General features: G+C 30.7%; 24 protein-coding genes and 2 other annotated features. Of the genes, 2 read left to right on the top strand and 22 right to left on the bottom strand.

The window, feature by feature from the left end; translation table 11 throughout:
• Positions 1–3 precede the first annotated feature (3 nt).
• The 11 genes from ruvB to MHI13_RS05490 form a co-directional block, all read right to left on the bottom strand.
• On the bottom strand, positions 4–999 hold the full coding sequence (gene ruvB, locus MHI13_RS05540) for a Holliday junction branch migration DNA helicase RuvB (protein WP_017176160.1): 996 nt from the start codon (positions 997–999) through the stop codon (positions 4–6).
• A 29-nt stretch (positions 1000–1028) separates the two neighbouring features.
• Positions 1029–1634, bottom strand: coding sequence for a Holliday junction branch migration protein RuvA (gene ruvA / locus MHI13_RS05535; RefSeq protein WP_017176159.1), 606 nt, complete (start codon positions 1632–1634; stop codon positions 1029–1031).
• 11 nt (positions 1635–1645) lie between these two features.
• Entirely contained in the window at positions 1646–2101 is a 456-nt protein-coding gene (locus MHI13_RS05530) for an ACT domain-containing protein (protein ID WP_017176158.1), read from the bottom strand.
• 12 nt (positions 2102–2113) lie between these two features.
• Positions 2114–3406, bottom strand: a complete 1293-nt coding sequence (obgE, locus tag MHI13_RS05525) for a GTPase ObgE (protein ID WP_019835431.1) — start codon at positions 3404–3406, stop codon at positions 2114–2116.
• Between the two features lie 143 nt (positions 3407–3549).
• Positions 3550–3834, bottom strand: a complete 285-nt coding sequence (gene rpmA / locus MHI13_RS05520; protein ID WP_002449010.1) for a 50S ribosomal protein L27 — start codon at positions 3832–3834, stop codon at positions 3550–3552.
• Between the two features lie 11 nt (positions 3835–3845).
• On the bottom strand, positions 3846–4166 hold the full coding sequence (locus tag MHI13_RS05515) for a ribosomal-processing cysteine protease Prp (RefSeq protein WP_017176156.1): 321 nt from the start codon (positions 4164–4166) through the stop codon (positions 3846–3848).
• Positions 4167–4168: 2 nt separating this feature from the next.
• Positions 4169–4477, bottom strand: coding sequence for a 50S ribosomal protein L21 (gene rplU / locus MHI13_RS05510; protein ID WP_002448968.1), 309 nt, complete (start codon positions 4475–4477; stop codon positions 4169–4171).
• Between the two features lie 13 nt (positions 4478–4490).
• Positions 4491–4574: a sequence feature (ribosomal protein L21 leader region), on the bottom strand.
• Between the two features lie 54 nt (positions 4575–4628).
• A complete protein-coding gene (gene mreD, locus MHI13_RS05505; protein ID WP_017176155.1) occupies positions 4629–5129 on the bottom strand; it encodes a rod shape-determining protein MreD in 501 nt (166 codons plus the stop codon).
• A complete protein-coding gene (gene mreC, locus MHI13_RS05500; protein WP_017176154.1) occupies positions 5129–5962 on the bottom strand; it encodes a rod shape-determining protein MreC in 834 nt (277 codons plus the stop codon). The genes mreD and mreC overlap by 1 nt, the downstream gene beginning before the upstream one ends.
• A gap of 168 nt (positions 5963–6130) precedes the next feature.
• A complete protein-coding gene (locus tag MHI13_RS05495; protein ID WP_017176153.1) occupies positions 6131–6259 on the bottom strand; it encodes a hypothetical protein in 129 nt (42 codons plus the stop codon).
• An 80-nt stretch (positions 6260–6339) separates the two neighbouring features.
• Positions 6340–6810: a DUF4930 family protein gene (locus MHI13_RS05490; RefSeq protein WP_017176152.1), complete on the bottom strand. Its 471-nt coding sequence runs from the start codon at positions 6808–6810 to the stop codon at positions 6340–6342.
• Positions 6811–6977: 167 nt separating this feature from the next.
• Here MHI13_RS05490 and MHI13_RS05485 point away from each other — a divergent pair, with 167 nt between their 5' ends.
• Positions 6978–7157: a hypothetical protein gene (locus tag MHI13_RS05485; RefSeq protein ID WP_002455241.1), complete on the top strand. Its 180-nt coding sequence runs from the start codon at positions 6978–6980 to the stop codon at positions 7155–7157.
• Between the two features lie 90 nt (positions 7158–7247).
• Here MHI13_RS05485 and MHI13_RS05480 read toward each other — a convergent pair whose 3' ends face one another.
• The 5 genes from MHI13_RS05480 to MHI13_RS05460 all read right to left on the bottom strand — a co-directional run bounded on the left by MHI13_RS05480 (position 7248) and on the right by MHI13_RS05460 (position 13157).
• On the bottom strand, positions 7248–7481 hold the full coding sequence (locus tag MHI13_RS05480) for a hypothetical protein (protein WP_231911334.1): 234 nt from the start codon (positions 7479–7481) through the stop codon (positions 7248–7250).
• A 125-nt stretch (positions 7482–7606) separates the two neighbouring features.
• A complete protein-coding gene (radC, locus tag MHI13_RS05475) occupies positions 7607–8284 on the bottom strand; it encodes a RadC family protein (RefSeq protein WP_145423123.1) in 678 nt (225 codons plus the stop codon).
• A 23-nt stretch (positions 8285–8307) separates the two neighbouring features.
• Entirely contained in the window at positions 8308–8997 is a 690-nt protein-coding gene (locus MHI13_RS05470; protein ID WP_002487997.1) for a prepilin peptidase, read from the bottom strand.
• A 249-nt stretch (positions 8998–9246) separates the two neighbouring features.
• Positions 9247–10515 (bottom strand): bifunctional folylpolyglutamate synthase/dihydrofolate synthase, encoded by a 1269-nt coding sequence (locus MHI13_RS05465; protein WP_017176149.1) that lies wholly within the window; start codon positions 10513–10515, stop codon positions 9247–9249.
• A gap of 11 nt (positions 10516–10526) precedes the next feature.
• Positions 10527–13157, bottom strand: a complete 2631-nt coding sequence (locus MHI13_RS05460; protein WP_002449015.1) for a valine--tRNA ligase — start codon at positions 13155–13157, stop codon at positions 10527–10529.
• A 39-nt stretch (positions 13158–13196) separates the two neighbouring features.
• Positions 13197–13423 (bottom strand) — a binding site (T-box leader).
• 58 nt (positions 13424–13481) lie between these two features.
• On the opposite strand from MHI13_RS05460, the gene MHI13_RS05455 reads away from it, so the two are divergent.
• Positions 13482–14039 (top strand): DNA-3-methyladenine glycosylase I, encoded by a 558-nt coding sequence (locus MHI13_RS05455; protein WP_002448956.1) that lies wholly within the window; start codon positions 13482–13484, stop codon positions 14037–14039.
• A 48-nt stretch (positions 14040–14087) separates the two neighbouring features.
• On the opposite strand, the gene MHI13_RS05450 is transcribed toward MHI13_RS05455, so the two are convergent.
• The 6 genes from MHI13_RS05450 to ccsA all read right to left on the bottom strand — a co-directional run bounded on the left by MHI13_RS05450 (position 14088) and on the right by ccsA (position 20017).
• Entirely contained in the window at positions 14088–15158 is a 1071-nt protein-coding gene (locus MHI13_RS05450; RefSeq protein ID WP_070519275.1) for an AbrB family transcriptional regulator, read from the bottom strand.
• Between the two features lie 103 nt (positions 15159–15261).
• A complete protein-coding gene (hemL, locus tag MHI13_RS05445; RefSeq protein ID WP_070548492.1) occupies positions 15262–16545 on the bottom strand; it encodes a glutamate-1-semialdehyde 2,1-aminomutase in 1284 nt (427 codons plus the stop codon).
• A gap of 21 nt (positions 16546–16566) precedes the next feature.
• Positions 16567–17541: a porphobilinogen synthase gene (hemB, locus tag MHI13_RS05440; RefSeq protein WP_054105790.1), complete on the bottom strand. Its 975-nt coding sequence runs from the start codon at positions 17539–17541 to the stop codon at positions 16567–16569.
• Positions 17541–18212, bottom strand: a complete 672-nt coding sequence (locus MHI13_RS05435; RefSeq protein WP_002448958.1) for a uroporphyrinogen-III synthase — start codon at positions 18210–18212, stop codon at positions 17541–17543. The genes hemB and MHI13_RS05435 overlap by 1 nt, the downstream gene beginning before the upstream one ends.
• Before the next feature lie 31 nt (positions 18213–18243).
• A complete protein-coding gene (gene hemC / locus MHI13_RS05430) occupies positions 18244–19176 on the bottom strand; it encodes a hydroxymethylbilane synthase (RefSeq protein WP_017176145.1) in 933 nt (310 codons plus the stop codon).
• 28 nt (positions 19177–19204) lie between these two features.
• Positions 19205–20017 (bottom strand): cytochrome c biogenesis protein CcsA, encoded by an 813-nt coding sequence (ccsA, locus tag MHI13_RS05425; RefSeq protein WP_002448932.1) that lies wholly within the window; start codon positions 20015–20017, stop codon positions 19205–19207.
• Positions 20018–20019 lie beyond the last annotated feature (2 nt).

Genomic DNA, 20019 nt, shown 5'->3' with positions numbered 1-20019 from the left:
CCCTCATTCTTTAATTTTTTTGAAATGTTCATAGGCAAATGGTGTCGCTTTTCTACCTCTTGGTGTTCGTTCTATAAATCCTTTTTGTATTAAAAAGGGTTCATAGACATCTTCGATTGTAATACGTTCTTCTCCAATTGACACTGCTATCGTATCCAGTCCCACAGGACCTCCATTATATTGATTAATAATACAATTCATCATTTTATGATCAATGTAATCTAAGCCTTCATCATCCACTTGTAATAAGTTTAGAGCTTGCTTTGTTGTTTCGATATAAATTTGTTCATCTTCATTTACTTGTTGAAAATCTCTTACTCTTTTTAGTAGTCGATTTGCAACACGAGGTGTTCCTCTTGAACGCTTAGCAAGCTCAACTGCACTTTCATCATCAATTTTTGTACCTAATACTTCAGCAGTTCGAATAATGATTTCTTTTAAATCTGATTCCGAATAGTACTCTAATCTTAAATGAACACCAAATCGATCTCTTAAAGGGCCTGTTAGACTTCCAGCACGTGTTGTCGCGCCTACTAGAGTAAAAGGTGGTAAATCAATACGTATACTACGTGCTTCATCACCTTTACCGATAATAATATCTAAGAAAAAATCTTCCATAGCAGAGTATAAAACTTCTTCTACTACACTACTTAAGCGATGGATTTCATCAATAAATAAAACATCTCCAGGCTGTAAACCTGATAAAATTGCCGCTAAATCTCCGGGTCGCTCTAATGATGGACCAGATACAGTTCTTATATTGACTTCCATTTCATTAGCAATAATATTTGAAAGTGTTGTTTTACCTAATCCTGGAGGACCAAAAAGTAATACATGATCTAATGGCTCATCCCTTAGTTTAGCCGCTTTTATAAAAACTTCTAAATTATTCTTTATTGATGATTGCCCAATATATTGTTTTAATTTAGTTGGTCTGAGTGAGAATTCAAAAGAAGATTCTTCATTGTGTAATGATTGATCTACCATTCTATCATCCATATTTATCCCCCCAGTTATCGTTCATAATATTAAGATATAAGCGTTTTTAAACCAATCTTAACTGCTTCATCAACAGAGTGGATGGATGTTTTATTAAGCACTTTCTCAACTTTAGAAAGCTCTCTCTTAGAGTATCCTAAAGCTGCAAGCGCTAATAACGCTTCCTTAATTATATTGTCATTTTCTTCAACTTGTCCCTCAACCTGTAATAAGGTCTCACTAGTCTCTTCTGTAATCTTAACTTTACCTTTTAAATCTAATACAATTTGTCGTGCAGTCTTTTTACCTATACCAGGAAATTTAGTTAGATAAGTATCATTTTCATTTTCAATTGCACGTTTAACTTCGTTAGGTGTACTTGTTGCTAGAATAGCTAAAGCTGATTTAGGGCCTATACCTGTAACTTTTATTAAGCTTAAGAACATCTCTTTTTCTTCTTCGCTAATAAAACCATATAATAATTGTGCGTCTTCTCTTACAATCAGTGAAGTAAAGACTTTACATTCTTGATTTAAATATTTTTGAAATCGATATGAATTTGGAGTTTGAATTTCATAACCGATACCATTAGACGTTTCTACAACAATATGTGTTGGAAACAATTGAGATAAATGTCCTTTTATATAAGCGTACATAGATACCTTCCTTACATACTCATACTAATTAATTCAACTTTATAAACATGTTGAATATTTCTCAAAGTGCCCATGACCTTTTCTATTGATAATGATTGATCTTTTGCACTCAAAGAGAGTGTAATCGTTGCTTTTTCTTCCATTGGAACACTTTGATGAATAGTTAAAACGGATAACGCTAATTTTGAAATAGTTTGTAATACTTGAGCAAGCATTCCTACTATATCATTAACATAGAGAATTAAGGTGAATTCACGGTGTTCAAAAATCTTTTCATCTACAGGAAAAATAGTATCTCTATATTTATAAAAAGCACTTCTTGATAGATTAAACTGCTTAACTGCTTCATAAATGGACAGTGTGGCATCATTTTTTAAAGCGTCTTTAATTTTAAGCGTTTTAACCACTGATTCTGGTAAAACGTCTTCACGTATTAAATAAAACTTTTTATAATCTTTGCTGTCCACTAAAAAGCCCTCCTATTCGACGAATTCAAATTCTCCCCCAAGTATTCTAACAATATCACCATTACTACATCCACGTTCTCTTAATGCATCATCAATACCCATAGAGCGCATTTGACGTGCAAAACGTCTTACTGCTGGATCACTATTAAAGTCTGTCATTTTAAACATGCGTTCGATTGCATTACCGCTTACTACATAGGCACCATCATCATCTCTTGTAATCGTAAATTTATCTTGAGATGGTGTATGTTTATATAATACGCGATTAACACCTGCATCTTCGTCTTCTTCTACACTAAAATCAATATCTTTTACTTCTTCTAATTTATCAGCAATTGTATATAGTAATTGATCAATATTATCTCTTGTAATTGTAGAAACTGGAACAATAGTTACATCTTCATCAATTTCTTTTTTAAATAATTCTAGGTTATCGTTTGATTCCGGTATATCCATTTTATTTGCCACTATAATTTGAGGTCTATCTTCTAATCTTTGTTTATAATTTATCAGTTCATTATTGATGATTTGATAATCTTCAAGTGGATTTCTTCCTTCAGAACCACTCATATCTATCATATGAACAATAACTTTTGTTCTTTCAACATGACGTAAAAATTGATGACCTAAACCGACTCCTTCTGAAGCTCCTTCAATTAAACCTGGTAAATCCGCCATCACAAAACTTCTATGATCAGGTGTTGAAACCACACCTAAATTTGGTTTAATTGTTGTAAAATGATAAGCTCCAATTTTAGGTTTTGCCTTAGATACAATAGATAACAATGTTGATTTCCCTACACTTGGGAATCCAACGAGTCCCACATCAGCAAGTAGCTTTAATTCTAAGGTAACATCTAGTTCTTCTCCAGGTTCTCCATTTTCACTAAAGTCTGGAGCTGGATTGCGAGGGGTTGCAAAACGTGAATTTCCACGACCTCCACGACCTCCACGAGCAATAACTGCACGTTGACCTTCTTCAACTAAATCTGCTAAAACTTCTTCAGTTTCTACACTTTTAATAATGGTACCAGGAGGCACTTTTAAAACTAAGTCTTCCGCATTTTTACCATGCATATTACTACTTTGACCATTTTCACCTTTTTTAGCCTTAAAATGACGTTGAAATCTAAAGTCTAAAAGTGTTCTTAAACCTTCATCAACTTCAAAAATGACTGAAGCACCTTTACCTCCATCGCCACCAGCAGGGCCACCAAATGGTACATATTTTTCCCTACGATAAGCAGTAATACCATTACCTCCATCGCCTGCTTTTAGAGATATTTTTACTTGATCGACAAACATATATCTCACCTCTTTTTATATATTTTATTAATTCATCGCTAATATTATATCATTAACTCTAAAACGTTAGATTCTATTATAATCATTTTTAAACAAAAATAAAACACCAGAAGTCTTCACTTCTGGTGTTAATTAGACAAAAATTATTCAGCTACTGCATATACAGAAACTTGTTTTTTGTCGCGACCTTTACGTTCGAAACGAACAACGCCGTCGATTTTAGCGAATAATGTATCATCGCCACCACGACCTACATTTTCACCAGCATAAATTTTAGTACCGCGTTGACGATATAAAATTGAGCCACCTGTTACGAATTGACCGTCTGCACGTTTAGCACCTAAACGTTTTGATTCTGAGTCACGACCGTTTTTTGTAGAACTTACCCCTTTTTTAGATGCGAAGAATTGTAAGTTTAATTTTAACATCGGGATACACCTCACTTATAATTTAATCTTATATTTTCATTATATTCATCTTCAATCGTTTGTAAAGACACAAGCATTGCTTGAAGAATTAATTGTGCTTGCTCATTGTTAGTGTCTACTGATCTAATGTGAAAATGACCACCGTCATCATCATAATCAATATCCGGATTTTCAGAAGTTAAACTTAAAATAGCATTCACACTTCCAAAAAGAACAGCTGAAGCCCCTGCACAAACAATATCATAGCCATAATCACCATGATTAGCATGGCCATCCATGATGACGTCTGTTACTTTACCTTCATCATTAATTGAAATATCAACAGTAATCATAATTAAGCGTTGATTTTATCAATTGTTAATTTAGTATAAGGCTGACGATGACCTTTTTTACGTTTTGAATCTTTACGACGTTTGTAAGTGAAAACAGTAATTTTTTTACCGCGACCTTGTTTGTTCACAGTAGCAGTTACTGTAGCTCCTTCAACAGTTGGAGCACCAACTTTAACTGAATCTCCACCTACAAATAATACTTTATCAAATGTGAATGAATCACCTTCATTAACATCTAATTTTTCAACGAAGATCTCTTGACCTTCTTCTACTTTAATTTGTTTACCGCCTGTTTCGATAATAGCAAACATACCTTGCACCTCCTATAATTATAAGTCACGCCATATACAGGTGATAAAATATAACATTTTAACGCTTAAACCTGTATTTGAGCGGTTGTATGTAGCTATAAAACTACTCAACTATTGCATCTTACCATTACTTATATTCAATGTCAATCTATTATATTGGCTTTTTAAAGAATTTAAAGAATATAGGCATCAAAATAATTAATAAAATAATATTTAATATAAGTGTTGGGATAATACGTAGTAATATAAAGTTTAGTAAATCAAATTCTACATAGCTAATAACAGAATATATAATTGCTACAAATATTTCAAGAATCATTACACCAATGATACTGAACCAATATACCATAATATAGTCTCGGTAAAAAATCTTCAAGAACTTATTAAATATTGTTATTAAGAATATATAACCAAACAAATATAAACCATATACACTGCCAAAGTAGATATCAGTTATCATACCTAAAAAAATGCTTAGTAATAATGTGACCATAAATGGTCTATAAATTGATAAAAGTAATAAATACATTAGAGTTAAATGAGGAACTAAGATAAATGTTAGGTTGCCTATATGAAAAGGAATAACCAAACCAATAAGTGTATCAAGATAAAAAACGATGATACCGATCATTATATAAACGAACGCTTTCATTATCGAGTCTCTCTTTCATTGAAATCCGTGTTATTACTTTTTTTCGCTATGTATACATGTTGAATATCTGATAAATTTGCTCCAGTTTTCACCCTCACTTCTTTTGCTAAACCATATTCATCATTTTCTACCTTCGTCACTTCTCCTATGTATAAATCACTTGGCAATTGATCGGCTAATCCACTTGTTACTACTTTGTCACCTTTTGAAATTTTATCCTTATTATTGATATTACTAATAATTAATTCCTGAGTTTTATTATCATAGTGATCAATTAATCCAAAAACATTTTTAGAATGATGTTGAATATTGACTGATAGTTTTCCAGCTCTTGTATTCGTTGAAAGTAAATCAACTTGAGAAGAAAATTGATTCACTCTAGTTACTCTTCCAATTAAACCATCACTAGTAAACACTGCCATATTATTGCTTACACCAGCTTTTTTACCTTTATCAATAATCACAGTATTCATCCATTGATCTGGATTACGTGCTATGATGGCACCTGAAATTGCATCGTATTTTGAAGCATCAGTCATATCAAGTTCTTTTTTTAAGTTTTTATTTTCCGCTTCTAATGCTTCGTTTTTTGCTTTTAATTGATTAACTTCATTATGATTTGATTTGTTAGATTGAAAGAAGTTACCTATAGCTCCAGTCACAAAATTGACAGGGTAACTAATTACTCTCTGACCAAATGACACTGAGTCCCCCACATATTGCTCAGGAGGTGATTGAGTTTGTGAACGAATGGACAAACCAATCAATGCAATAAAAATAATTATTGCACAAAAAACAACAATTAACTTGTTATTTTTAAAAAAATTTAACACTCATAACACCTCTACTATTTATTTTAAATTATTATATTCTATTTTATATTACTCTAGGATTGAAATAAAGAATAATATTAAATATTATCTTCAAAGAAAAAAAGGAACAAGTTAGAATCTTCATTGAATTCTAGTACTTGCTCCTATCAAATGTCATCTTATTTAATTTTACGATTCTTTATTCGGCTTATCTTTTTTATCTTCTTCATAGAGCGTTTCGTCTTTTCTCCATTTAGAAAATAAATTTTGTGCTTTTGCTTGTTCATTTGCCTGTTTTTCTTTAGATTGTTCAGACATACATTACACCAACCTTCAAAAGATTATTGTATCTATTTTAGACATTAACGCATTTATTTATTTTTTTCAAATTATATTTTTTAATACTCATTCTGAGGTTTTAAAGTGATTGATTGTCCTAGGCGATTTAATTCCTGTTCCATTTCAATTTCCGTACTAAAGACTTTAATCGTATCACTTCCGAATTTATAGATGATAAATTCATTATCTCTTTGCCCTACAATGTAATTATCATTATATCCCATTCTAACTATACCTGAAACTTCCATAAATTCTTTTTTATCTATAAATTTAAACACATTTTTTGTTTGACTAGCAGGAATATTCTGAAGTAAATGATTTTCTTCTATAGTATAACTTTTTCCATTAGTAGGCACTGGTGTTGATGTTTGATTACTTGGCAAGAGCTCGAATTGGTTATTGGGAGGTTGATTCATAGGATTCCAGTCCTGTTCTCTTAAAAACGGGGCATATTTTAATGCAAAATAAACAATACTAAGGATTGCAATAACTGCTACTATATTTTTAAAAATACTAAAAACCATTCGCAATAAAATCCCTCCAATTTTAAATCTAAATTATTATAAATATAAAATAGATTTTATCCATCGGTCTAAAGAAGTAAATTAAGTAAATTCTTAAGACTGATTAACATTTTCTTAAAATATATTATAATAATTAATATCACTCGTAAAATAAATTTAGAGGAGTGTGAGAAATGAACATTCTTACAATTATTTTACTTATCTTGCTTGCAGTTATACTTTTTAAAGTAGGATTTGCACTTTTAAGATTTTTAATCTCTGCTGCTTTTATTATTCTCGGACTGTATTTAGCCTATCAAGGTGTTCTTTGGATTTTAGAAAATTTTAATGTGCTTTCAGCTTATATAAGATAATGAAAAAGCTAGTTACTTTTCAATGTAATTAATACAATCTACCCTTTATTAATTCGTTTATGATTGTATTGTATGAAAAGTTAACTAGCTTTATTTACGATTGCTTTGAGACAAGTATTCATAAATTTTATATATTGTTGCTAATAGTAACCCAAATATCGTTCCAGTTACTATATCACTAATGAGTAAAATATATAATTGAGTATGCGTATGGTTGACGAATACTCCAATAAAAGAAAAAATTGTAATACCAACAATCGATAATAACACGGTATTAAGCGTTTCTTTTAAACGAATTGTTTTTTGTTTAATATTCAATCTCATTATGTAAATAATAGGTATTAACACCCCTATGATTAAAATTAAAGTCATCATACACCTCTAAATATATAATTAAGGCTTATTATACTAAAATTTTAACAATGAGACTATAAATAATTTTTAATCTTTTATACGAAATACCCCTCCTCTACTAAACTAGTAAATTTTTGATCACCGATAATAATGTGGTCAAGTAATTCAATGCCAAGAATTTGTCCACATTCTTTAAGTCTAATGGTAGTAGCAATATCTTCTTTTGAAGGCGTCACATCTCCAGATGGATGATTATGAATCACAATTACTGCATTACATGAAGCTCTAATGGCAGCATTAAAGACTTCTCTTGGGTGTATCACTGAAGAGTTTAATGTTCCTATAAATATAGTTTCTTCTTTTATCACTATATTTTTAGTATTTAAAAATAAAGCAACTAAATGCTCTTGAGTTAAATCTTTCATTTTAGACATCATCATATCTGCGACATCTTTAGGAGATTTAATCTTTACTTTTTCAATTGAATTACGTTTATTTATTCTTTCTCCCAATTCGAAAGCGGCTTTTAGTGTCACTGCTTTATGCAATCCTATACCTTTTATTTTTAACAAATCATGTATTGAAAGTAATTTTAATTCTTTTAAATTATTTACTTTATTAATCATTTCATTTGCAATATCAATACTTGAAACCCCTTGTCGTCCAGTGTTAATTAAAATTGCTAATAATTCACTGTTAGACAAATTTTTTTCACCATATTGAATGAGTCTCTCTTTAGGAAGCTCACTTTTGGCCATATCTTTAATTTTCAAAAACATCACCTTTTCTTTATTAGTTACATAATATTGTTGGAAAAATTAATTAATAAAATATATGAGATTGAAATAAAAGGAATAAGTGGGATTTTACGTATCTTAAAACGAAACAAGATGATATAAAACATAAGACCAATTGCACAAGTTAATAATATTAGATGAAGTATAAATTCATAAGTATAAAATATAGAAAGTATACTAAGTAATAAAATATCACCGTACCCTATACTTTTAGAATTTAACAGAAAAAATGTATGTAATAGAAAGAAAATAAATATAAATGAAATCAAATGTAATGAAGAAATATAGATACCGACAAAGAAAAAAACGAGGATTAAGTTACTGTTGATTGTTAATGTTTGAATATCGGTTAGAGACATCGTTATCAACATTAAACAAGTTAATATAAAGAGAGAATAATTTATATGTATATCGATAAATATTAAATATGGGACAATAAGAAACGATAATATTTCACCTATAATATAGGAGCGTTTTAAAGGATTTGAACAGCATCTCGAGCGTCCTTTTAAGAATATGAAACTTAATAATGGTATAGTATCAAACCACTTTAATGATGTATGACAATAATCACATTGTGATCGTCGCTTGAAATATTGAAGATTCACTTTCTCTATACTTGAAAATTGATATAAAAAACTAAATATTACACTACACGTAAATGCTAATAATACTATTATACTGATCACCTCATATCATTCATTATAACTAAAATATGGTCTAAGTAAATGGAATAACGAGGATTAGATTAAATTCATTTCAATAAATAAATATATCTTCTTTAAAGCATTTTAAATTCAATAAAATGAATAAAACCTTTATTAAAAATAATCAGTCCACTCTTAATCTATCAATTATATAACTAATAAAAAAGCTATGAAGAAGTTTAATTTGTAACTTTCTTCATAGCTATATTTAGATATTTAACATACTATATATTATGAATTAAATTCAACTTTCGATTTTACTTCACTTATAAAATATAAACTGCCTGTAATCAATAAGCCCTCACCATCATAATGATTTATAAAATCTACATAATCATCAATATATTCGATGTTATCAGCATCTATACTCTCAAGTAATTCTTGTTTAGATAAGGCTTTATGAAAATCAAATTCAGTAAAATAAAATGTACCAGCTAAATTTTGTAATTTACTTAACATTTCGTTTACAGGTTTACCTTTAATGGCTGAAAATAAAACATCCATTTTCTCAAGATCATAATAATTTTTGATTGTTGAAACTAATGCTTCAACACTTTCATTATTATGTGCTCCGTCAATAATAATAAGAGGTTTTTCTTTAACTTGCTCAATACGTCCTGTCCAACAAACACTTTCAATAGCATCAATCATTTTATTAAAATCTAATTCAATAATATTTTCTTCGTTCAACTCTATTAAAGCTGTAATAGCTAATGAAGCATTTTCTTTTTGATGATCACCTATCATATCTAAGATGATTGTTTCTAACTCATAATCTTTATATCTATAAGTAAATTCATCATCTTCAGATACAATAATGATTTCTCTATCTAGTTCAATTGGCTTTGCATTCTGATTTTCCGCTAAATCTCTAATGTATTTTAAAGCTTCCTCATTTTTGACTGCATAGATGACGGGTACATTAGGTTTTATGATAGCACCTTTATCTTTTGCGATATCTAAATACGTACTTCCTAAAATATCAGTATGATCTAATCCTATACTTGTCAAAATTGAAAGAATAGGAGTAAACACATTAGTTGAATCATTTTTAATTCCTAGTCCCGCTTCTACAATAACAAAATCTACAGGATGTATCTCTCCAAAATATAAAAACATCATTGTTGTTATAATTTCAAATTCTGTTGCAGAACCGAGTTCGGTTTCTTGTTCTAACGCTTCACTTACTGGTTTAACTCGCTTTACTAATTCAACTATTTCGTCATTTGAGATCGGATAACCATTTAAACTAATTCGTTCATTAAACGTTTCAATAAAAGGAGAAGTAAATGTTCCAACTTCATATCCATTCTCAACTAATGCAGCTCTTAAATAAGCTACTGTAGAACCTTTACCATTTGTTCCACCCACATGAATACCGCGAATATTTAATTGAGGATTATTTAAGTGGTTAAGCATCCATTCCATTCTTTTAACACCAGGTTTAATACCAAACTTAGTGCGCTCATGTATCCAATATAAGCTATCTAGGTAATTCATTGACAATTCTCCTATGCTTTTAATTGTTCAATTCTGTTTTTAACACCATTATATTTTTCTTGATATTTTTGTTGTTTTTCGCGCTCTTCATTTATAATTTTTTCAGGTGCTTTATTAACAAAATTCTCATTTGATAATTTTTTATCAACACGGTCTAATTCTTTTTGAAGTTTGTCTAACTCTTTCTCTAAACGTTCAATTTCTTTATCCATATCAATAAGTCCTTCTAACGGTAAAATGACTTTACCAGCAACTACTACCGCTGTCATCGCTTTTTCAGGAATATCTACATTTGTATCGATGGTTAATTCACTTGGATTACAAAATCTATGAATATAATCCGCATTTTTTTCTAAGATTGTTTTAATTTCTTCATTTTTAGCTTGAATGAGAATAGGGATTGATTTAGAAAGTGGTGTGTTTACTTCTACGCGTGATTGTCTCACAGATTTAATAATTTCAACTAATTGTTCCATTGTCTGTTTACTTTCATCAAACACAAACTCTTCTTTAACTGTCGGCCATGCTGCTTTTACAATTGTTTCTCCTTCATGCGGTAAACTTTGCCAAATTTTTTCAGTTACAAATGGCATAAATGGATGTAGCATTCTCATTATTTGATCAAGTGTATAACTTAGAACAGAACGTGTTGTTTGTTTTTGAGCTTCATCTTCACCATTCATTGGTATTTTACTCATTTCAATATACCAATCACAGAATTCATCCCAAATAAAGTTATATAAAGCACGTCCAACTTCACCAAATTCATATTTTTCACTCAGATTAGTAACGGTCTCTATTGTTTCATTTAGTCGTGTTAAAATCCATTTATCCGCTAAAGATAAATTACCAGATAAATCAATGTCTTCCACTTTAAAGTCTTCTCCAATATTCATCAAGCTAAAGCGAGCACCATTCCAAATTTTATTAATAAAGTTCCATACAGATTCAACTTTTTCGGTAGAATAACGTAAGTCATTACCTGGAGAAGAACCAGTTGCTAAGAAGTAGCGTAAACTATCTGCTCCGTATTTTTCGATGACATCCATTGGATCTACACCATTACCAAGTGATTTACTCATTTTACGACCATCTTCAGCTCTTACTAAACCATGAAGAAGTACATCATTAAATGGTCGTTTACCAGTAAATTCTAATCCTTGGAAAATCATTCTTGCTACCCAGAAGAAGATAATATCATAACCGGTTACAAGAACATTCGTTGGATAGTAACGTTGATAATCTTTTGCTTCTTCATTAGGCCAACCTAAAGTTGAGAATGGCCATAACGCACTTGAGAACCATGTATCTAACACATCTTCATCTTGAGTCCAATTTTCGATATCAGCAGGTGCTTCTTCTCCAACATATACTTCACCTGTTTCATTATGATACCAAGCTGGAATTTGGTGACCCCACCATAATTGTCTAGAAATAGTCCAATCTCTAATTTCTTCCATCCAACGATTAAATGTATTTTCAAAACGTGGTGGATAAAAATCAATTCGATTATCTGTTTTTTGATTATCTAGTGCTTGTTGCGCAAGTGGTTTCATTTTTACAAACCATTGTGTAGATAAATAAGGTTCTACTACTGCACCAGAACGTTCTGAATGACCTACAGAATGCATATGTTCTTCAATTTTAATCACTAAATCTTGAGCTTTTAAATCTTCTACTAATTTTTTACGACATTCGAAACGGTCTAAACCAGCATACTGAGATGCATTGTCATTCATTTTTCCATTTTCATCCATTACGATAATGTTTTCTAAATGATGTCTCTGACCAATTTCAAAGTCATTAGGATCATGTGCAGGTGTAACTTTCATAGCTCCACTACCAAATTCAATATCAACATACTCATCTGCTAAAATTGGTAATTCTCTACCTATAATTGGTAAAATCACTTTTTTTCCTATGACATCTTTATAACGTTCATCATTTGGATTAACGACTATAGCAGTATCCCCTAACATTGTTTCAGGACGAGTTGTGGCAATTTCAATATATCCATTACCATCAGCATAAGGATATTTAAAATGATAAAAATGACCTTGCACATCTTCATGAATCACTTCTATATCTGACAATGCTGTACGTGCGACTGGATCCCAATTTATAATTCGCTCTCCACGATAAATAATTCCTTTATTATATAAATCAACAAATACTTTTCTAACCGCTTTACTTAAGCCGTCATCAAGAGTAAAACGTTCTCTACTATAATCAAGACCTAAGCCTAATTTAGCCCATTGTTTACGAATAAAAGATGCATATTCTTCTTTCCAAGACCAAGCATGTTCTAAAAATTTTTCACGTCCTATATCATGACGAGAAATACCTTGTTCTTTTAATTTAGCATCTACTTTAGCTTGTGTTGCAATACCCGCATGATCCATACCAGGTAAATAAAGCGTATCGTATCCTTGCATACGTTTCATTCGAGTAATAATATCTTGTAATGTTGTATCCCAAGCATGTCCTAAATGTAATTTACCAGTCACATTCGGCGGCGGAATAACAATTGTATATGCTTCTCTAGATTCATCTTCTAGAGGTTTAAAGTATTCATTTTTTACCCATTCTTCATAACGCCCCGCTTCAACTTCACGAGGATTATACTTTGATTCCATTTTCATTGAAATAACCTCCTAAAATAAAAAAGCATCCTTCCTAATATATAGGACGGATGCTCCGTGGTACCACCTAAATTCAAGACGATACCTCCATATCTTCTTGCACTTATTTATGATTAACGCTCATACACGCTTCTATCTACTATTATATGTGTATTCAATAAAAGAACTTGTGGGCTACCTTCAGTTTGATCATTATACATATTTACACCGTCCATATGCTCTCTTTGATAAGTATCAAACGTACTCTTCCCAAAAAATATATTTAATTACTAATTAATAGTATAATAGAAAACAATGATAAGTCAATCTTTTGGAGGAATATTTATGAACGCATGTGCCTTTGGAACTACAGACCCTATTTATTTAGATTATCATAATAAAGTATGGGGACAACCAGATTTTAATAGTCTTTCACTTTTCAAATTACTTGCACTTGAATCTCAACATGCTGGTTTATCTTGGTTAACTATATTAAAAAAGAAAGAGGCTTATGAAAAAGCATTTCATCAATTTGATCCTATAAAAATTTCTAAAATGACAGAGAAAGATATTAATGCTTTAATGACCTTTCCAAATATCGTACATAATAGAAAGAAATTAGAAGCCATAGTATCTCAAGCTAAGGGTTATTTACAAATTGAAAAAGAATATGGTAGCTTCAGTAAGTTTTTATGGTCATATGTTGATGGACATCCTATTGACTTGCACTATAAAACTCCCTCAGAACGTATTACAGTTGATGAAAGAGCAAAACAACTTTCAAAAGATTTAAAAGCTTATGGTTTTAAATTTTTAGGACCTGTGACTGTATTCTCGTTTATGGAAGCGGCTGGTCTATATGATGCTCACTTAGAAGGATGTCCTTCAAAACCTAATCATTAAATATTAAAAGGAGTAGAACAGATTATTTTGAATTCGTAGTTCTACTCCTTATGATTGATTATCACTTTTTTTTCGTTTTAAAAAGTAATTAATTATTGGTGCTACTAAAAATAATATAAAAAATATCCTAAAGATATGAAAACTTGATATCTTAGCAACATCTGCACCAGTAGCTATGGCAACTAGTACAATTTGACTCATACCTCCAGGAGCTCCACCTAAAAATAATTCGTTTAATGAATTATGAGTAAACAAATGAACAATAAAGACCATCAAAAATGATCCTAAAATTAAACTTATATTTTGATACATAATTGCTATAGCAATGCGACCTTTTAAATCACCTAATAAATGTGCAATTTGTAAACCAATTCTAATCATATAAATCACTTGTGCAAAAGCAAGAATATAATTATCTAAAGTAAAAGTCAGATGAGTTGATAAATTCCAAACAATTAAAACGACAATTGGAGCGAGTAATTGTTTTGTTGGAAAATTTATTTTTGACATTAAGAAATAAACAAAAGCTATAGCAATCATAATTAAAGCAATTTGGGGCACATTTAAAGCTCTTGTTAATGGTGTAGCTTTATGAATCATCTCTTCACTTGATGATGAATTGCTAAATAAAAAAGAAATAAGTGGTACAAGTACGACTACAAAAATAACTCTAGAAGTTTGGGTTAAACTTACTACTAAGATATTCGCTTTTTTATCTTCTTCAGTCATAATTAACATTTGACTTAAAGCGCCAGGTATTACACTCAAGATAGCAGTTTCAGTATTAACTCTTGCAATTTTTTTGAAAAAATAAGCAATCAATAATGATAACGTGATGAGTAAAACAGTCACCGTCACAATGGTTAACCACTCATTTTTGATATCATTAATGACTTGTGACGTAAACGTAGATCCTATTTGTACTCCAAGTAATATTAAGCCAATCTGACTAATCCAAAAAGGCCATTTAATATTTAGTTTTAGTACTTTAACCACAATAATTGAGGCTATAATGGGCCCAAACATAAAGGGTAAAAGCATATGAGATAATTTTAATATTAAACTCATGATCATCGCTATTATTAATAATATAATATTATTTAGCCAAATTCGCCTCAAAAATCATCACTTCTTTCTAGATTAAAAGCATTTAAATTAAAAAAAGTGGAACGATGATATTATCTCATCTTTGTTCCACTTTTATTATATTAACTTTTAAATATTAAACAATTCTACTTAATGTATTATCAAAAGCATGAATCGTTTTTTCAATATCTTCTTTGGTATGTGCGGTAGATAAGAATGTTCCTTCAAACTGAGAAGGTGGTAAAAATATGCCTTCTTTAGCCATTTCTCTATACATATTACTAAATAACTCTAAATCACTTTGATTCGCTTCTTCAAAGTTGGTTACAGGTCCTTTATTTAAGAAATAACCAATCATAGAACCAGCTCTATTTACTGTAATAGGAACATTGTGTTTAGCAAATACCTCTTTAAGTCCTTTTTCTAATATATCGCCTAATTCTTGGAAATACTCATATGATTCAGGCGTTAATTGACTTAGTGTTTCATAACCACTTGTCATTGCTAAAGGATTACCAGATAGAGTTCCCGCTTGATAAATATTACCTACTGGAGCAATTTTATCCATAATTTCTTTTTTGCCTCCAAAAGCACCTACAGGTAAGCCACCGCCAATCACTTTTCCTAGGCATGTGATATCTGGTGTCACACCAAAATAACCTTGAGCACAGTTATACCCTACACGGAAACCTGTCATGACTTCATCAAAGATAAGTAAAGAACCATATTCTTTAGTGACTTCCCTTAATCCTTCTAAGAAACCTTTTTTAGGGGGTACAACACCCATATTTCCTGCAACTGGTTCTACTATCACACCAGCAATATCATCTCCATAATTTTCAAATGCTACTTTAATCGCATCTAAATCATTATAAGGTACTGTAATTGTGTTTTTAGCTGTGCCTTCAGGTACTCCTGGTGAATCTGGAAGACCTAAAGTTGCTACACCTGAACCTGCTTTGATAAGCAATGAATCGCTATGTCCGTGATAGCATCCTTCAAACTTAACAATTTTATTTCTACCAGTGTAACCTCTAGCCAGTCTTAATGCCGCTAAAGTAGCTTCAGTACCTGAAGAAACCATTCTTACTTTTTCAATTGAAGGCACTCTTTCAATAACAAGTTCAGCTAATTTATTTTCTTCTAGTGTTGAAGCACCAAAACTAGTGCCTTTATCTACAGCATCATGTAATTTACTAATGACTTGTTTATTTTTATGACCTAAAATTAATGGTCCCCAACTTAATACATAATCAATGTATTCATTGCCATCTATATCATAAATCTTCGAACCTTCACCATGATCCATAAAAATTGCTGGTGTATCTACTGATTTAAATGCTCTTACAGGGCTATTGACACCACCAGGCATAAGTGTTTCAGCAATGCGCATTGCTTCTTGTGATTTTTCATAAGTCATTAACTTGTTCCTCCTTAACCATTATTTATCTAAGTAACGACAAATATCTTTCGCGAAATAAGTAATAATCATATCTGCGCCCGCACGTTTCATTGATACCATTTGTTCCATAACCACACGTTCTTCATCTATCCAACCATTTTGAGATGCTGCTTTAGTCATAGCATATTCACCACTAACATTATAAGCAATAACAGGAATATTAGTGTTATTTTTTACATCTCTAACAATATCTAAATAACTTAAAGCTGGTTTGACAATCATCATGTCTGCGCCTTCTTTTAAGTCACTTTCTAATTCTCTTAGTGCTTCTAAACGATTAGCTGGATCCATTTGATACGTTTTTCTATCTCCAAATGAAGGAGCTGAATCTGCAGCATCTCTAAATGGTCCAAAGAAACTAGAAGCATATTTAATGCCATAGCTCATAATTGGAATATTATAATAACCAGCTTCATCTAAACCTTGTCGAATTTCGGTAACAAAACCATCCATCATATTACTTGGAGCAATAATGTCAGCGCCAGCTTCGACTTGAGAAATTGCTGTTTTAACTAATAATGGTAAAGATTTGTCATTATCAACATCATGCGTATGATCATCAATGATACCGCAATGACCATGATCCGTATATTCACATAAACAAGTATCAGCAACGATTAATAAATCTTTATGAAGTTTTTTTGCTTTACGTGTTGCCTCTTGAACAATGCCATTATGATCGTATGCACCAGAACCCACATCATCTTTTTCATTAGGTACGCCAAAGAACATAATCGCTCTAATACCTAAATCATATGCTTCATTAATTTCATCATCTAATAGATTTAAACTTATTTGATATACACCAGGTAACGATTTAATTTCGCTTCTAACATTATCTTTTTCTACTACAAAAATTGGATAAATTAAATCTTCTTTTCTAACATGATTTTCTCTTACTAAACTTCTCATTGTAGCTGAAGAGCGTAATCTTCTATGTCTATCGAATTTCATTATTTATTCCTACTTTCTAAAAATGTGTTTATTAATGCTTCAGAAGTTTGTTTATCTGCAATATAAGGTTCATAACCATAGGCTCTAATGCTATTTGCAGTTTGTTGACCTATAGCATAGTAATTTTTAAAATGCTTAGGAAATGCCTCACTAAAATAATAACGCACTGCAGATGAACTTGAAAATGTTAATGCTTCAACTTGATTATGTTGAATTAGATTGATAACTTCAATAATATTCTCTCTATCCGCTATAGGTGTATACAAGTCAATTTTCACAACATTATTATGTTCAGCGAGAGTTTGTTGTAATTTTGGTCTTGCCTGTGCACTGCTCGGAATTAAAATAGAAGATTTTTCTAGATTTAATCCTTCTAATAAACCTTCTTGAGAATAATCGTTAGGTATAAAATCTATATTTATACCTAATTGTTTACATAACTGCGCAGTTTTAGCGCCTACTACTGCAATATGTTTTACATTCACGTACTCTAAATATTTATAAAATAAATGTACGGCATTTTTTGAAGAAAAAATAAGCCAGTCATAATTATCATGCAAGAGTTGAGTATCAAATTCAAGTGATTGAATTTTAATAAATGGCTTATGAATGACTTCTACCATATCACTCTGTACTTTACTCGTTTGCGTCATAACTATCACTGGTTTCATCTAACTGTAACACCTCTACTAAGATTTAGTATTAATGTGATGCTTCTTCGTTTAATTTTCTTATAATTTCATACGCACCTTGTTCTTTAAGTATCTCACTTACTCTGTTCCCTAATTTTACAGGGTCAGTTCCTACTTCAGTATGTTCATAACGTTCCTTACCATCTGGTGTCATGATTAAGCCTGTAAACTCAATTTCATTGTTATTGTTATAATTCGCATATCCACCAATTGGAACTTGACAACTTCCATCCATTGCAGCTAAAAATGTTCGTTCGGCCGTTACACAATTTGCAACTTCATTATTGTGAACTTTTTGAAGTAACTCGAGAAGTTCAATATCGTTACTACGGCACTCAATGCCAAGAGCACCTTGACCGATTGCAGGTAGTAATGTGTCTTTATCTAAATAAGTTGTTACTACGTCATCAGACCAACCCATACGTTTGAGTCCTGCTGCTGCTAAAATAATCGCATCATAATCTTCTGTTTCTAATTTATTTAAACGTGTATCAATATTACCACGAATCCATTTAATTTTTAGATGAGGATATTTAGATAATATTTGTGCACCTCTTCTTAATGAACTTGTACCAACTATACTATTCTTAGGAAGTTCTTCTAATGGTACGTGATTTTTGGCAATATAGGCATCAAATGGTATTTCTCTATCAGGAATACAACCTAATGTTAAACCTTCTGGAATAATACTAGGAACATCTTTTAATGAGTGTATTGCCATATCGATATCGTTGTTAAATAGTTCATTTTGAATCTCTTTAACAAATAGGCCTTTTCCTCCAACTTTAGATAGTTGTTGATTCACAATTCGATCTCCCTTTGTGACAATCTCTTTAATTTCGATTTCTAAAGATGGATCAATGGCTTTTAATTTATCAATGAATTGTTTACTTTGTGTTAAAGCAAGTTTACTTCTACGTGAACCCACAACTAATTTACGCATAAACAAGGCCTCCTACATAAGTTTTCTTTTAATTAAAATGAGTAGTGAAGAATAAATTCACCATACATAGGCAAAATATCATAATATTAAAATAAATTAAATTAATTGAGATGATTTTCTTTTTTAAATACATAACGATATATACTGTATAAAGAAGCGTAATAATGACAGACAACATAACCTTCGGATCTTTAAATATTGCTATACCAACCGCATAGATTCCCCATTGAGCAATTAAAATTACACTCAATATTAATATTACTAAACCGCCCAAAGTTGAAAAAAATATAATTTTTTCAAGAGTTGCTACACTGCCAATTCTAAAATATTTCTGATTAAAGTTTTTTTCTTTAAGGTTTTTATATTGAATGATATATAGCAATGCATTTACAAATGCAAGTGCAAAAAAAGCATAACTCAATACTGCAAGCCCTACATGTACAAGTAATAATTCATTTATAACTTGTACTTTTTGTATACTGTTTGTATAGTGTTCAGGTCTAAATGTATTCATCGTTAATAAGATAAATCCAATTACATTCAAAAAAAACACAGAAAAACTTAGAACTTTAATAATATTTAAAACTAAAGAAATAGAAATAATCATCCATGACAAGAAGAAAAAAACATCAAATATGGAATTAAACAATACATCACTATGCGAAGTAATATACATAGACAAAGAGATTGTTTGTAAAAACCAAACAATCCCTAAGGCATAAATTCCAAGTACTCTAATCTTATGACTCTTCCGAACAAAGTCTATAAAATAACAAAGAATGCTAATTAAATATACAATTAATATAATTTCATGAAATCTAATAAATAGCGTTTCTTGCATAT

This window comes from Staphylococcus sp. FSL K6-0223 (genome assembly GCF_038008285.1).
The sequence above is the reverse complement of the archived record's forward strand: the minus strand, read 5'-3'. Positions and strand labels throughout refer to the sequence as shown.

Bases quoted from the DNA above. Each gene is read 5' to 3' on its own strand.
- MHI13_RS05480 (WP_231911334.1), bottom strand. From the start codon at position 7,481: ATGAGATTGAATATTAAACAAAAAACAATTCGTTTAAAAGAAACGCTT.
- ruvA (WP_017176159.1), bottom strand. From the start codon at position 1,634: ATGTACGCTTATATAAAAGGACATTTATCTCAATTGTTTCCAACACAT.
- MHI13_RS05485 (WP_002455241.1), top strand. From the start codon at position 6,978: ATGAACATTCTTACAATTATTTTACTTATCTTGCTTGCAGTTATACTT.
- hemC (WP_017176145.1), bottom strand. From the start codon at position 19,176: ATGCGTAAATTAGTTGTGGGTTCACGTAGAAGTAAACTTGCTTTAACA.
- hemB (WP_054105790.1), bottom strand. From the start codon at position 17,541: ATGAAATTCGATAGACATAGAAGATTACGCTCTTCAGCTACAATGAGA.
- MHI13_RS05455 (WP_002448956.1), top strand. From the start codon at position 13,482: ATGAACGCATGTGCCTTTGGAACTACAGACCCTATTTATTTAGATTAT.
- MHI13_RS05465 (WP_017176149.1), bottom strand. From the start codon at position 10,515: ATGAATTACCTAGATAGCTTATATTGGATACATGAGCGCACTAAGTTT.
- MHI13_RS05460 (WP_002449015.1), bottom strand. From the start codon at position 13,157: ATGAAAATGGAATCAAAGTATAATCCTCGTGAAGTTGAAGCGGGGCGT.
- MHI13_RS05495 (WP_017176153.1), bottom strand. From the start codon at position 6,259: ATGTCTGAACAATCTAAAGAAAAACAGGCAAATGAACAAGCAAAAGCA.
- ccsA (WP_002448932.1), bottom strand. From the start codon at position 20,017: ATGCAAGAAACGCTATTTATTAGATTTCATGAAATTATATTAATTGTA.
- rplU (WP_002448968.1), bottom strand. From the start codon at position 4,477: ATGTTTGCTATTATCGAAACAGGCGGTAAACAAATTAAAGTAGAAGAA.
- hemL (WP_070548492.1), bottom strand. From the start codon at position 16,545: ATGACTTATGAAAAATCACAAGAAGCAATGCGCATTGCTGAAACACTT.
- MHI13_RS05435 (WP_002448958.1), bottom strand. From the start codon at position 18,212: ATGAAACCAGTGATAGTTATGACGCAAACGAGTAAAGTACAGAGTGAT.
- mreD (WP_017176155.1), bottom strand. From the start codon at position 5,129: ATGAAAGCGTTCGTTTATATAATGATCGGTATCATCGTTTTTTATCTT.
- rpmA (WP_002449010.1), bottom strand. From the start codon at position 3,834: ATGTTAAAATTAAACTTACAATTCTTCGCATCTAAAAAAGGGGTAAGT.
- obgE (WP_019835431.1), bottom strand. From the start codon at position 3,406: ATGTTTGTCGATCAAGTAAAAATATCTCTAAAAGCAGGCGATGGAGGT.
- ruvB (WP_017176160.1), bottom strand. From the start codon at position 999: ATGGATGATAGAATGGTAGATCAATCATTACACAATGAAGAATCTTCT.
- MHI13_RS05515 (WP_017176156.1), bottom strand. From the start codon at position 4,166: ATGATTACTGTTGATATTTCAATTAATGATGAAGGTAAAGTAACAGAC.